The organism is Shewanella sp. Iso12, from assembly GCF_012030025.1.
GTDB lineage: Bacteria > Pseudomonadota > Gammaproteobacteria > Enterobacterales > Shewanellaceae > Shewanella > Shewanella algae.
In genome coordinates, this window is the sequence record NZ_JAAUHW010000012.1 from 29,830 (window position 1) to 44,242 (window position 14,413).

The following is a 14,413-nucleotide window of genomic DNA, read 5'->3' on the forward strand; positions in this document are numbered from 1 at the left end:
TGAGAAGTGGCTCAGGCCACCGCCACCTCGGCCTGACGCTTAAAGCCAAAATTGGACACCAGCAGCATCAGCAAGATCACCCCGTAGAGCACAGGAATGGCGTACATGACGGTCTGCAAGCCCACTATCTTTTCCGCCATCGAGCTGATCGCCGGGCTGAACATGGCACCGGCACTGCCGCTGATCAAAATGAAGGACACATTGCGGCTACTGGCTTGTTTCACAAAGGAAACCCCATAGGCGATAAAGGCGTTATAGAGCGCGGCGCAGACAAAGCCGTAGCCATAGGTCAGGTATCCCAGGGTTTCCAGATCGCCACAGCTGACAATCCAGCTGGTGAGCAGCAGTGCCAACGAGATGATCATCAACAGGAAGTGACGGATCTGCATCCGGGTCACTATCAGGGTTGAGATCAAGGCGCCCACCAACGCCGCCGACCAGTACTGGGTGATGATATTGCCCGCTTCTTCAAACGGGATCTCAAACTTCTGTTTCACAAACATAGGCGCCCAGGTGAGGAAGGTATAGAGCGCCAGCATGCCCAGAAACAGCCCCAGACCGCCGCTGATAATGCCGAAGTTCCACTCGGAATGCTGAGCGGACTGCGCCTGTTCACCCTGGTCCTGCACCCGGCTGAATGAGGTGAAGGCCGCCAGTGCCAGGGTCAGCAAGGCCACCAGGCCTACCGCCAGATAGCTGTAACTCCAGGCCAGTGAGTGTGTCAGCGCATAAGTGGTGATCAGCGGAAACACCACCCCGGCCACGTTAAAGGTGGCATCCTGCACCACCAGCATGGTGGACTGGATTCGCTCTTGCCACAGGGACACCACCAGAGTACCGGCGATACACAGGCCGATGCCGCCGCACAGGCCCACCAGCGTCATGGCCACCATGACCACGGTCAGCGAAGAGCCAAAATGCAGTGCCAGCGCCGACAGGAAGATGACGGCATAGCTCAGCAGTGTCATCGGCTTGATACCGACCTTTTCAATCAACAAAAAGGCCACAACAGTCCCCGCCAGGGCGCCGCCGTTCAGCAGTGAGAAGATAGAAGCCACATCGTTGACATCGGCCCCGAAGCGGGTGGCAATCGGCTCTATCAACATACCGAACTGAGAGGCGAAACCCGCCATGATAAAGTTGGCCAGAAAACTGATGGCCGTCAGTGTGATTTTATTATTCATTTTTTATCATCCATCAACGTATTAGGGAAGGTGCGAATAAGTCCTCGTGGCCTTCTCTTTTGTAGAGAGTGGCTTGCACAGCAATTGGCGTTCAAGGCATCTGACTGAAGGCATGCCGGGGCATATCGAAGTCAGATAACGCAGAGAGCCGGTTGCTGTGAAAGCCCCGAAGGGCGTGGCTTACAAGCCTGCCTGCTGTGTTGTGCTTCTTGCAAAGGACTAGGGCCATTTGCTGCGAACCACGCCTTACATCCAGGCCCGTAAGCCGACGCAGAGCACACATGGGACTTGTTTGCACCTTCCTTAGGCCACGGCCAGCGCCAGCGAGATCATCTGGTTAAATGACAGCTGGCGCTCTTCGGCACTGGTTTCTTCACCTGTGAGGCAGTGATCCGATACGGTCAGAATCGCCAAGGCCTCGATGCCGAACTGCTGCGCCAGGCCGTAGAGGCCGGCCACTTCCATATCTATCCCCAGAATGCCGAAGCGCTCCAGCGCCGGGATCAGATCTTCATCCGGGTCGTAGTAGAGATCGCCGCTGAACACATTGCCCACTCTGACACTCAGCCCCTGGGCCTTGGCCTGTTCCCAGGCCTTGAGCAGCAGCGGGAAGCTGGCCGAAGTCGGCATATGATAACCTGCGCTGCGCTTGGCGTTGGTGACTGAATCTGTCCCTGCCGCCTGAGCCAGGATCACATCACGCATCTGCACCTGACGCTGGGTCGCCCCCAAGCTGCCCACCCGAATGATGCGCTCAACCCCGAAGTCGTTGATCAGCTCATGACCATAGAGCACCATGGAGGGTATCCCCATGCCGTGGCCCATTACGGAAACCGGCTTACCCTGCCAGCTGCCGGTATAACCCAGCATATTGCGCACCGAAGTCACCTCGCGGGCATCCTCGAGAAAGTGCTCGGCAATGTATTTGGCCCGCAAAGGATCGCCGGGCATGATAACTGTCTTGGCAAAATCGCCTTTGGCGGCGTTGATATGTGCTGTCATAAGCTGTTCCTCGGATAAAAACTGACCCGAGTCTACCGGCGGTGCCAAAAAAGCCTTGAGGACAAAAGTCCGCTTGCGGGGATTTGTTTACCAAAATGCCACATTCCTCTCACTCACTACACATTAGCGCCAATTTGTTTCAAAGCGAGACGCGTGATCTCGGTTCCAGTTGTTTGCTTAACCTGCTCCGCCTCAAAAAGACAACGATGTCATTTGCTGAAAATCTTTGAAAATCGCACCATTAACAACAGATGTAACAGGCACAGCGCCACATATTTTTTGGGTTCTGTGTATCTCAGGGCCCATTCAGGGCCTCTTCATTTGGACCCGCATCATGATTATCCACGCTCCGGCTGTTAGCCGACTGTTTGCCACCCGACTGCAAGATACCGATCCCATGTGGCAGATCTCCCAAGAATGCCAGGCAGGCCAGTTGCTCTCCTGCTTACTGGCCACTGCGGCTACTTCGCTGTTTTTCATGTTGCTTTACCTGTGGCTGTTCAAGAGTGACGCCGCTGTCGTCATCAATCTGTTGGGGCTGGCGGCCCATGTCGCGATTGTGGCCGATCTCTGGTTTTACGGTAATTTGCGCCGCAGCCAGTGGCTGACAGTGCTGGTGCCCACCTGCATTGCTCTGGCGATGAGCCTACTGCTCGGCACTCAACATCAAATCACCCTCTATCTGCTGCTATCGCCCATATTGGCGTTTCTACTATTGGGTCGCAGCCGCGGATTGCTGTTAAGCCTGGGATTGGCCTCTTGTATCTGGCTGATGCTGACGCTGAACCAAAACCTGTGGCAAGGAGCCGATAGCTTGGCGGGTCTTGGTGTGGTGAACTTCTTTGCTGCCTATACCATGGCCGTTGGTATAGGTTACACCGGCGAGCGGATCCGTCACCGCAGCTTCAAGCGGCTGGAAAAACTGGCCAATACCGACCCGCTCACCGGAGCCATGAACCGGCGCCGCTTCTTCGAAAACTGGCGCCGCGCCAAGGCCGAAGCCAATAGAGGATTGAGCGAATTTGCCTTTTTGCTGCTCGATATTGACTACTTCAAGGCCACCAATGACAGCTACGGCCACGACTGTGGTGATGCCGTACTGCAACAACTGGTGCAGCTGCTGGAAGACAGGCTCAGGCCCTATGATCTGCTTGGCCGCTTGGGCGGCGAGGAGTTTGGTTTGCTGCTGCGGGGAGTTTCGGCCGCCGATGCCGAGCGTAAGGCCGAGGAGATACGTGCCAAAGTTGCCGAGCACAACTTCGGTGATGAACAGGTGCCCCATCTACCCATCACGGTCAGCATAGGCATAGTCCATATGCCAAGGCGCCACGGCAGGAGTATCGAAAGCCTTTATAAACAGGCCGATATGCAGCTTTACCACGCCAAACGTGCCGGCCGGAACCGGGTGGTGCTGGCCGAAAAGTTTTTCGAGCCGGCTTAAGCCCAATTCACAGCCATTGCTGGCGACGCCAGAGCTGCTTCAACCCCTTGTGATTGCTGCGCACCAGTTTCCAGCGTTCACAGGCATTGAAACGGGCATAGTCGGCAATGGCCCTGGCGAGTTCGGCCAGCAACACATCATCCAAAGGCCGATTGGCATACTCAGGCTCCAACACCAGGTTTTGCAACAGCAGGCATTGGCGCGGCCGGTCGGCCTTGACATCGACCCGGCCGATAAACTGCTGGCGCCAGAGGATGGCCAGGCTGTAGTAGCCGTAGATTCGCTTTTCCTGCGGCAGGTACACTTCCAGTTGATAGTCAAAGCCAAACCATTGCTTTAAGCGGTTACGTTGAATAACCAGGTTATCGAAGGGATTAAGCAGCCAGACCCGCTCCGGGATCATGGGCGCCGCACTCAGCTCTGCCGGGCAGAAATACTGCTGACCATCGACCTTGAACCGCTGCAGCTCGCCGGCCTCCAGCCCCTGGGCCAACACCCGCTTGATAACCGGCCGCATGCCTTTACGCAGATAGGCAAACTGGGCCTCTGAGCCAAAACCGTTGGCATTGAGAAAGCGGTTCACCAGATACCGGCCAAACTCATCATCGTCAGGCACCCGGGTATCTATGCCCGGCGGGAGCACCCGCTCGGCCAAATCATAAACCTTTTGAAACCGCTCGCGCCGCACCACCATTAACTCGCCGCGCATAAACAGCTGTTCCAGCGCCTTCTTGGCCGGTTTCCAGTCCCACCAACTGTCACGTTGATCACTTGGGTGTTCAAAATCACTCGCCTTGAGCGGCCCCTCGGCGCGCACTCTGGCAAGCACTTCCCGCATCAAGGGCTCGTCCGGTTCAAACCAGTGTTTATCCCCTTGGCTCAGTTGCCGTTTGCGCTGCAGGCTGTACCTGTAGTCACTCATAGGCAGATAGGCCGCGGCGTGAGCCCAGTACTCGAACACCTCTTTATCGGCAATAGCCTGTTGCAGCTGCTCGGGGTGATAACCGGGCAACCGGCTGTGCAGCACATGGTGATGGGCACGCTCGACCACATTAATGGAATCTATCTGCACATAGCCCAGCTGACGGATTATGGCCGCCGCCGAGTTCGCCGGTTGCAACAAGCCCTGGCGCTGCAGGTTGAGTCTGAGCCATTCATCGATGGTCAATGGTCCATACAAGGGTGTATCCATGGTGCCCGGCTCCCGATAGCCTTGGTTTAGCGTGGCGCTATGATGACAGCTCAATGCCGCTGCCAATGCGAGTAATCAGTTTGCCCTTTTCATGGCTTTCGACGCAAATTTGCACTTCAGTTCACAAAAAAAACGGTTTTGTTCATGGCCGGAGTTGAATGGAAAGCCGGATTATGCGCATATAGCTGCAACCTTTATTAGAATCGACAATAACCAAGGTACATTATGAGCTCACCTTCCTCTGCACGCTGGCCGCGGCAGATCCCCTTTATCATTGCCAGTGAAGCCTGCGAGCGCTTCAGTTTTTACGGCATGCGCAATATTCTGACTCCCTTCCTGATGACGGCTTTGCTGCTGTCTGTGCCGGAAGAACTGCGTCAGGGCGAAGCCAAAGATGTGTTCCACTCCTTTGTGATCGGGGTGTATTTCTTCCCTCTCCTGGGGGGCTGGCTGGCCGACCGTTTCTTCGGTAAATACCACACCATTTTGTGGCTCAGCATAGTCTATGTGATTGGCCATGCCTTCCTGGCGATTTTCGAAACCAGCAAAACCGGCTTCTACTCGGGCCTGTTTCTGATAGCCCTGGGGTCGGGCGGCATCAAGCCGCTGGTATCCTCTTTCATGGGCGATCAGTTCGATCAGAGCAATAAGTCGTTGGCGCAAAAAGCCTTCGACATGTTCTATTTCACCATCAACTTCGGCTCCTTCTTCGCCTCGCTGTCGATGCCGCTGCTGCTGAAATTCTTTGGCCCTTCAGTGGCCTTCGGTATCCCAGGGGTATTGATGTTTATCGCCACGGTATTTTTCTGGGGCGGCCGTAAACGTTATGTCCACCAGCAACCCGAACCCAAAGATCCACACGGCTTCCTGCCAGTGCTCAAGAGCGCCATCTTCACTCCGGTGCCCGGCAAGGCCAATACAGGTTTACTGCTGAGTGCCATAGGCATACTGCTGGCGCTGTTTTCCCTCACCCAGTACAACAGCCTGGGAGTGGTGACCGCCTTGTGTCTGGCAATGGTGCTCTTGATGGGCTTTGTCGGCATAGGCGCCTCCATGCAGCTTGAGCGGGCCCGCAATCAACACCCGCTCGAGGCGGTGGACGGAGTGCGTGCCGTGTTCCGCATCTTAATCCTGTTTGCCTTGGTCACCCCCTTCTGGTCGCTGTTCGATCAAAAGGCTTCCACCTGGATTTTACAGGCCAACGACATGGTCAAGCCGGACTGGTTTGAGCCGGCCATGATGCAGGCGCTTAACCCACTGCTGGTTATGCTGCTGATCCCCTTCAATAACTTTGTGCTCTACCCCATGCTGGAGCGCAGCGGCGTGCGCCTCAATGCCCTGCGTAAAATGGGCGCCGGTATCGCCTTCTCCGGCCTCTCCTGGATAGTGATAGGCAGCATTCAGCTGATGATGGATGGCGGCACCCCCATGTCCATCACCTGGCAGGTGCTACCTTATGCGCTGCTGACTTTCGGTGAAGTACTGGTTTCTGCCACAGGATTGGAGTTTGCCTACAGCCAGGCACCCAAGTCGATGAAAGGCAGCATCATGAGCTTCTGGACCCTGTCGGTCACTGTGGGCAACCTCTGGGTGCTATTGGCCAACGCCAGCGTCAAGAGCGATGCAGTGACCAATCAGATTGCCGAAACCGGCCTGAGTGTCACCGCCTTCCAGATGTTCTTCTTCGCCGGCTTCGCCCTGCTGGCCGCCTTGGTGTTTGCGCTCTACGCCCGCTCTTACACCATGCAGGATCATTATCGGGCAGTGGAACCGCAACAGGCTTAAGGCGTTTGCCGCCAACCTGAGCGGCAAAACCTCGTTGATTCCCCCAAAGACCCAACGTGAGTTGGGTCTTTTTCATTGCTGATGAAAAAACCGTCGGAAATCAAGTTATTCCCTCCCCGATAGCGGCGTTGCCAAGAACAACTTTTTACACAGACAATCCTGTGCCTGGGAAATAGGCGTATGTCTGTAGGTATATAAGCAATTTCAAGCAACGCTATAATTGCAGAATTGCACCAATTCCCCCTTCGGAGCCGCTGCGGGTGTTGTTGCAAATTGGCGTAGCCGAGACAGGGATGTTGAGGCTCGAAGGTCGAGCATGGATGCGAGTCCTGAGTGTAGCCAATTTGCTTCATAAGCCAGCAGGGATTTCGGCTACGTCGGGGTGTCCTTGGGGATGCAAGGGGCTTTGGACAAGCAAAGCCCCTTGCCCGGTGTGGTGTGGAACACCACGACTTTAGGCCGCTGGCACAGCGGCTATCATGGCTTTAAGCCAAAACTCACCAATGAACTTGGTCTTAGCTGCCAACTAAGTTGCAGCCCATCACCTGCGGTGCGCTCTCGCACAGGCGATCCTGTGACACGCTGCGAGTACGTCCGTGTAAGCTCTGCCTCGTCATCCCTGGCTCGGAAGGTCACAGTTCCACCTGTGCTTGGAAAATAGGCGTCTGTCTGCAGCTTAAAACAACTCTGTGTTGAAAGAATTACACCTCCTCTCCCCCTCGGTGTCGCCGAAAGTCGTTGGTTCAAATAACGTGGCTGAGGGCGAATGCTCGCCGGTGGCGAATGTGCTTATGAGCGCGAGCCAAGGAAGGCGAGCTGACCTTTATCCATGGAAGGATTTGGATGCCGAAGCAGCGACAGTCGAATCGGGGGTGAGTGTCGCCTAGCGACGAGCTAACGAGCGCGAAACAGGATGTTGAGCTGGGCCAGAGTCACATGGATGTGACTCTGAGCGTCTGGCGCGATAGCGAATTGGCATCATCAGCACAAGGGGTTTTCCGCTGCGTCGCGGGTCGCTGGGGGTTTGGAAAGGGGGCGAGTCGATACAGCCCCCTTTCCTCGGGTGTGGGGCGGCGAGTGTCGCGTAGCGACCGGCTACGAGCGAGAGCCAGGGATGGCGAACTGGCCCTTGTGCATGGATGCACTTGCTCCACGACTTTAGGCTGCTGGCACAGCGGCTATCATAGCTTCGCTTCTAGCTAAAAGTTCTTAAGTTAGTGCTGGCCTAGCTTCCGGCCACGGTGCAGCCCATCACCTGCGGTGCGCTCTCGCACAGGCGATCCTGTGACACGCTGCGAGTACATCCTTGTAAGCTCTGCCTCGCCATCCCTGGCTCGGAAGGTCACAGTTCCGCCTGTGCCTGGAATTAGGCGTATGCCTGTGGGTCTATCTGCAATTTCAAGCAACGCTATCATTACAGAATTGCACCGCTACCCCTCCGGAGCCGCCGCTGGCGTTGTTGCAAATTGGCGTAGCCGAGACAGGGATGTCGAGGCTCGAAGGTCGAGCAGGGCGAATGTTGCTAGGCAACAAGTTTATGAGCGCGAGCCAAGGAAGGCGAGCTGGCCGTTATGCATGGATGCATTTGGCGAGTCCTGAGTGTAGCCAATTTGCTTTATAAGCCAGCGGGGATTTCGGCTACGTCGGGGTGTCCTTGGGGATGCAAGGGGCTTTGGACAAGCAAAGCCCCTTGCCCGGTGTGGAACACCACGACTTTAGGCCGCTGGCACAGCGGCTATCATGGCTTTAAGCCAAATCTCACCAATGAACTTGGTTTTAGCTGCTGGCTAAGCTGCTGCCCATCACCTGCGGTGCAGATGGACAGGAAGCCCATGGCAAGTGGGCCACTAGTATTCAGCTCCAACTTGCTCCTTCCCCAGCTGGGGAGTACCCTCTTTTGCAGCCAACCGTTTAAGCAGTATCGGGAATTGACCGCCATGCCAAAGGAAATATTTATACTACGCCACGGCCAGACTGAGTTTAATGCCGCCGGTAAGCTGCAGGGACACTGTAACTCACCGCTGACCGAACTCGGCAGGGCGCAGGCAAGAGCTTATGGTGTTGTCCTGCAACAACGACTGCAATCGGCAAGAAATCCTGAACAAGAATTTCAGCTGGTTTCCAGCCCGCTGGGAAGGGCCATGGAAACGGCGACTCTGGTGGCAGAAGTGCTTTGCCGGGATCCCGGCACCATTATTGCCGAGCCCAGGGTGATTGAATGCGGTTTAGGTGAATGGGAGCAGACCCGGGTCGCCGATATCCACGCCGCCAGACCCGAGCTTGCCGGGCGCAATGACTGGTATCTGCAGGGCCCGGGCGCAGAAACACTACCCCAGGTGCAACAGCGGCTGGCACATTGGCTGACCGATCCGGCAACCCCGGAGCGGGTGATCCTTGTGTCGCACGGCCTGACAGGGATTGTCCTGCGCGCCCTGTTGCTGGGCCTGGATAACAAGGCACTTTGGCGTCAGGACAAACCTCAGGATGCCCTCTATCACTTTCACAGTGAGGCTCAGGAGAGGCTCAAACGCATCTGTTGCTGACTCGCCAACCAGTCGAAGTGGGCCAACAAGGCCTGCAAATAGCGCTGCTCTTCCGCCTGGAGTTGCCCCTCAGCCGCTGCTATCTGTTGTAAGTCGCTCAGCAGCTGCCTTACCAAAGGCTCGGTGCAGTAGCCCTTCCACAGTCTCAGGGCGGCTTTTTTCGGCGAATGGCAGTAGCGCCGCAGCTGAATATCGACAAACCAGTCGGCCCGCTCCCGGGCACTGGGCATCAGCGTCATCACATACCAGTTCATCCTCTCCTCCTCAGGCGGATAACTTGATCCTGTCGCGGCCATCGCTCTTGGCCCGGTACAGGGCTGTGTCCGCCGCGCTGAGCATGGCCTCGGCCGTGCGGTACTGGCCATTGATCTCAGTGGCAATCCCCTGGCTGACACTGACACAAACCTCACGGCTCAGCCCCAATTTGACGAAGTCCAGACTACGAATGGCCTCGGCTATCTGCTCGGCCACCACCCAGGCCATGGCGCTGTTGAATCCGGGCAGCACCAGGGCAAACTCCTCACCGCCAAAACGCGCCGCCAAACACTGGGGCGATGGCAACGCCGCGGCTATGGTCTTGGCCATCAATTTCAGGCATTCGTCCCCCATCAGGTGACCATGCTGATCGTTGAACTGTTTGAAATGGTCGGCATCTATGATCAAGGTGCTGATGGGCTTGTGCTTATCGACACACTGCTGCCACTGGCGTTCCAGTGTCTCGGTAAAGGTGCGGCGATTGGCCAGTCCGGTCAAATAGTCGGTCGCCGCCAGGGTGGACAGGCGTTTAATCTCATCCCTGTGACCGCTGAGATCATGCAAACCAATCACAAACAGCGGCAGCAAGCCCTGAATAAAGGAAAGCGACAGATTCACCGGCAGCTCCACCCCATCGACACGTCTGAGCAATACTTCCCAGGGACCATGTTGCAGCGGTACCTGGCGACCGTATTGGCTGCTGAACATGCTGGCGTAGCGGCTACGATAAGGCGCCGCCAACCAGGTATGCCAGAATTCACCGGCAAAGGTTTCGCTCTGATCACCCAACAGCTCGGCCGCCGGAGAGTTCACCGCCAGCACTTTGCCCTCACCATCGGCCAGCACCATAGGTTGCTGCATGCACTCAATCAGGGTCGCCAGAGCCTCGCTGTCACACTCACACTGACTAAAACCAGCTTCATTGCTGTAGGGGCTTGCCATGCTGTTCTCCCTCCCGACCTGCGGGTTGTTCAATTTCGACAGGGATAACTCTAGCGCGTACGGACAAGGCTAACCTTCTGATAAGCTTACGATGTAATTTATTGAAAAATATTGTTAATAATTCCAACCTCCTGTAGGCAGGAAAGGCGTCCAACCACAGAAATACGGCAATGATTGGCAACCATAGGAGCTTTTCGGGCGGGAAAGAATCCCCCGTTCGGCAAATCGGGGGGAAATAATCCTTTTTAAGTCGTTAGTGAAAGTTCAAGGGAGTGAGAGCGAGAAAAAGCCCTCACGCTCTCAGCTGCCCAATAAACTATCAAACCGCATCAACAAAGTTGCATTTACTCAACTTCTTTATTGATAATTTCAGGATCCTGACTGGAAACCAGCAGAGTGTTGTTGCTGTTGCTGAGGATCAGCCTAAAGCCTGTCTTACCCACCACTGAGTTGGTGTCCATCAGTATCAACATATCCGGGGCCTCGGTCTTGACTGCATCGATAATGCCGTCGAAGGGAGTATCGAAAGAAGCGCCGACAAAGGCCAGATCCATATCTGTCTTGTCCTGCAGCTTATAGATAATATGAGTGTTGGGCTTATCTACCACTACTGGGCCGTCCGGCTCATAGGCAAACTGAGGCACGCGGTTATCATCCAGAGTAATGGTGACAATGATATTTTTTACGGGTACTGACATAGCTTCATCCTTGTTGAGTTAATTGATGTTTTGATTAAAGCTTTCTATCTGAAAACCATTTTTTTTGAGTTCATCGACTAAAGGTGCAACTGATTCAAGTCGATTCTGACACTCCATAGAAAGAACATAAGGAACCGTAAATTGCGGCTCTTTATTTTTGACGACCAGAGGATCAAGTAGCTTAGTTAAGCTCTGACATCTTTTAGTGACATCTTCAGCTATATCTCTCTTATGCACCATCATTTGCAATGTGAGTAGTTCAGCTTCTGCAAACCAACTGATATAACGGATATTGTTTGGCGAAGATCGCTTCAATGAATCGAAGGCTTTTGCTGCTTCTAAAGCATAATTAAGTGCCAGTTCAATTTCTCCCCTCCGCAGAAATAGCTCTGCGGCGGATACGTTAAAAATAGCCTTTAACATTTCTCTTTTTTTGGGCTTTATTTCTGCTGTCGCCGCAAACATCTCATCGTATAGACTCTTAACATCATCCAAACCTGTTAATTTCGCTTCAACCTCAGGAAGCAGCGCTAGCTGAAACCCTTTAAGTACCCATAAATCATAGTTCCATTGTTGATTTCCAGGATCCTCAGCCAAAGCCCGCTCTCTCGCAATCAGCGCTTTTTCAAGCTGTTGCCAAGCCAGTTCTTGTTGCCCCAAGACTTTAAGCAATCTGGTGCTTCTCATTAGGCTGTGGGCCAGCCTGTCTTGCAGATACCCTTCTCTCAAATACTCCCTTTGATTCAGTGAACTTTCTATTTCGGCGTAAATAGAGAGCGCTCCTTGGATATCCCCTTCAGCACTGGCGGCGCTGGCGAGCCAAGAACGGGCATTGGCGACATCAGCCAGCCGCTGAGGGTCATCCGGCGACTCGGCCAGTGCGATCAGCTTGAGACGCAGCGATTCTTCAAAGCCCTGGCGCGCCTTGCTGAAGTCCTGCAGCTTCATCGATAAAGACCCCAGAGAGTTATGGGCGTAGGAAAGTTCCATCAGCGCTTCGCTGTTGTCCGGCGCCAGTCGGTACATGGCCTGGCTGTGTTGCAGATAAGCCTCAAGCCAGGGGCGGGTGCCCTGCCAATCGCTCTGGTCATACTTGAGTTGCCCAAGCCAAAAGGCATTGGCGCCAAGGGTCTTTAACAGCTCCAGCTGATCTGTACTGCCGGACAGCAGCGGCAAGAGTTTGTCTCTGGCGGCCAGCAGCGCCTTTTCCGCTTCATCCACCCGGCCACGGGAATAGGCCACCTCACCCATGGCTTCCAGTGTCTGGCCATGGCGAAACAGCGCCGCCTCACTCAAGCTGCTGTCGGCCTCGCGAAAATAATCCAGCGCCTTGTTGCTGACACCATCGAGCAGATCCATCCGGCCTATACTGCGCAGCTTGTCGGCAAAGTCGCCCACCATAAAGCCCAGCAAGTCTTCTGCCGCCAGGCGCTTGTCCTGCGCCTGATGCTCGGCTTCAACGCTGCGATAACTCATGAATACCGAGATGAGGGTCAAGAGGCATAAAAGCATGAAGGTCGCGCCCTTGAGGCGCCGTTGGCGCTGCCCTCTGGCGCTGGAGGCGGCAACATAGCTTTCGCTGACAGGATCCAGCTCAAGCAGGGGATCGTTTTTCAGCGCCAGCGCTTCGGTCAGTGGCTTGCCCTGGGGCAGCAGAAAATCGCGGCTGCACTGCTGTTGTTGCCAGCGCCTGGCCTGATGGAACAGCCTGGCCTTGGCCGCCAGCCCTTCCCTGTGGCTATCTATCCAGTCTCTGGCCCTGGACCAGCGTCTGAGCAAGGCTTCATGGGCTATGCTGAAACCGGGTTCGCTGTCCTCCAGATGGGAGACAAACAGCCGACTGTCGACCAAGGCCTGTACCAAGGCACGCTCGGCATCCGTGGCCAATTCGGAATATCTGGCACTGCGACTGGTGACCGACTGCTCATCTTCCCTGAGGGTCACCAGCAGCGACAGCACCCGCGGCAGGGCCGCCCTTTGCGAGCTCGACAAGGAGGCGATGGCATCTTCGGCGGCCTGGCCTATAGCCCCGGCCAGCCCACCCAGGCGGTGATAAACCGCCAGTTGCAACTGGTTGTCGTCACTGCGCTGCAGATACAGGGCCTGCAGCATATACTGCAACATGGGCAGGGCATCCGGGTTACTGGCGGCCTCACGGCACAGCAGCTCATCCAAGCCCAGTGCCGATTCAGGGTCAAATTCCCAACTCAAGCCTGCGGCTGCGGCCGGCAAGCGTATCATCTGCAGCAGTTCCTGACGGCTGGGCGGCAAGAGATCGAAATGGGCGCCATTGCCCTTGCCCGCCATCAAGCTGGGGCTGGCAACCACCTGAGGGTAGAACTCATTGCGACAGGCGCTGAGCAGCAATACGGCTCCGGAACGCGCCAGGGTGTCGAGCAGCGCCAGCCCCTGCTCACGGGCGGCGGCCGAGAAGCGCGGCGAAGACAGCAGCACTTCCAGGCGGTCAACAAACAGGCCGAACCTGGGCTTCTGCCAACTTTGGGACGGCAGCGCCTGGCAGAGTTGGGCGCAGAGGCTGTCGATATCCTGTTCCAGTGCATGAGCCAGCGTTTCGGCGCTGTAGCCTGCCAATACCGGCGCATCGTCCAGCTCCCAGTCGAGCATGGCGGCGGCCAATTCCAGCAGCAGTTGATCTTCGGCGACATCGGCCAGATCCAGTATCGAATAGCAGGCCAGGCCTATGCCGTGAAAGCCCTGAGGCGAAGCCAGATTGGGCAAAATGCCTGCGTTGATCAGTGATGACTTACCGCTGCCGCTGGGGCCAAGCAGCAAGCAAAACCCGCGGCCATGTTTAATCTGCCTGGCTATGCGTTCCAGTAAGGCGTTGATCTGTTCGCTGCGGCCGAAAAACACCCCGGCATAATCGGCGCTGAAGGGTTTTAACCCGGGAAATGGTGAGCCCTGGCTCCAGGCCAGCGACGGCAAACTGGCTTCGTGGCCGATGGGGAAACGGACATCGGCTACAACTCGATAGCCGCGTTTGCGGATAGTTTCGATGAAAGAAGGATCGCCGGCCTTGTCGTCCAGCGCCCGGCGCAGCTGATTGATGGTCTTGTGCAGCGGGTTATCGCCCGTGTCGCTGCCGGGCCAACAGGCATCCAGCAGCTCATCGCTGCTGACTACCTCGCCGCTGCGACGACACAGATACAGCAGCACATCCATGGCTTTGGGTTCCAACTGCCGCAGGCGCTTTCCCAGCCGCAAACTATTGCTGCCGGGATCGACCTGCCAATCACCCAAAAAGAAGCTGCTGTCGCTCATGGAACCTACCGCGATAAGAGATTGACCGCATCTTACCCGGTATACAAAGTTAACACCATGATAACAGCGTTAAAATTTACGTAATGAGC

Annotated in this window: 10 protein-coding genes; 3 read left to right on the plus strand and 7 right to left on the minus strand. The window is 55.8% G+C overall.

The genetic code is table 11. The features are described from left to right. Window positions 1-11: 11 nt before the first annotated feature. Together tsgA and deoD are read right to left on the minus strand one after the other, a co-directional pair. A complete protein-coding gene (tsgA, locus tag HCX89_RS17635) occupies window positions 12-1,184 on the minus strand; it encodes an MFS transporter TsgA (RefSeq protein WP_144221506.1) in 1,173 nt (390 codons plus the stop codon). A 303-nt stretch (window positions 1,185-1,487) separates the two neighbouring features. Further along, entirely contained in the window at window positions 1,488-2,186 is a 699-nt protein-coding gene (deoD, locus tag HCX89_RS17640) for a purine-nucleoside phosphorylase (RefSeq protein ID WP_025011745.1), read from the minus strand. A gap of 334 nt (window positions 2,187-2,520) precedes the next feature. Here deoD and HCX89_RS17645 point away from each other — a divergent pair, with 334 nt between their 5' ends. After that, window positions 2,521-3,627: a diguanylate cyclase gene (locus HCX89_RS17645; RefSeq protein ID WP_107353103.1), complete on the plus strand. Its 1,107-nt coding sequence runs from the start codon at window positions 2,521-2,523 to the stop codon at window positions 3,625-3,627. 7 nt (window positions 3,628-3,634) lie between these two features. Here HCX89_RS17645 and HCX89_RS17650 read toward each other — a convergent pair whose 3' ends face one another. Continuing rightward, complete coding sequence (locus HCX89_RS17650; RefSeq protein WP_167716841.1) at window positions 3,635-4,819, minus strand: winged helix-turn-helix domain-containing protein; 1,185 nt, start codon at window positions 4,817-4,819, stop codon at window positions 3,635-3,637. A 225-nt stretch (window positions 4,820-5,044) separates the two neighbouring features. Between HCX89_RS17650 and HCX89_RS17655 the strand changes: the two genes are divergently transcribed. Next, on the plus strand, window positions 5,045-6,604 hold the full coding sequence (locus HCX89_RS17655; RefSeq protein WP_093983215.1) for an oligopeptide:H+ symporter: 1,560 nt from the start codon (window positions 5,045-5,047) through the stop codon (window positions 6,602-6,604). Window positions 6,605-8,541: 1,937 nt separating this feature from the next. Beyond that, the gene (locus HCX89_RS17660; RefSeq protein WP_159352816.1) at window positions 8,542-9,147 is read left to right on the plus strand and encodes a histidine phosphatase family protein; all 606 of its coding nucleotides are present in this window, start codon (window positions 8,542-8,544) and stop codon (window positions 9,145-9,147) included. On the opposite strand, the gene HCX89_RS17665 is transcribed toward HCX89_RS17660, so the two are convergent. From HCX89_RS17665 to HCX89_RS17680, 4 genes are all read right to left on the minus strand, one after another. Then, window positions 9,117-9,401 carry a hypothetical protein gene (locus HCX89_RS17665; protein WP_167716843.1) on the minus strand — a complete coding sequence of 95 codons (285 nt, stop codon included), beginning with the start codon at window positions 9,399-9,401 and terminating at the stop codon, window positions 9,117-9,119. The genes HCX89_RS17660 and HCX89_RS17665 overlap by 31 nt on opposite strands. 10 nt (window positions 9,402-9,411) lie before the next feature. Continuing rightward, on the minus strand, window positions 9,412-10,344 hold the full coding sequence (locus tag HCX89_RS17670) for a sensor domain-containing diguanylate cyclase (RefSeq protein ID WP_025011740.1): 933 nt from the start codon (window positions 10,342-10,344) through the stop codon (window positions 9,412-9,414). Between the two features lie 344 nt (window positions 10,345-10,688). Then, window positions 10,689-11,042 carry a DP-EP family protein gene (locus tag HCX89_RS17675; protein WP_144163936.1) on the minus strand — a complete coding sequence of 118 codons (354 nt, stop codon included), beginning with the start codon at window positions 11,040-11,042 and terminating at the stop codon, window positions 10,689-10,691. 18 nt (window positions 11,043-11,060) lie between these two features. After that, window positions 11,061-14,324 (minus strand): winged helix-turn-helix domain-containing protein, encoded by a 3,264-nt coding sequence (locus tag HCX89_RS17680; protein ID WP_167716844.1) that lies wholly within the window; start codon window positions 14,322-14,324, stop codon window positions 11,061-11,063. Between the last annotated feature and the right edge of the window lie 89 nt (window positions 14,325-14,413).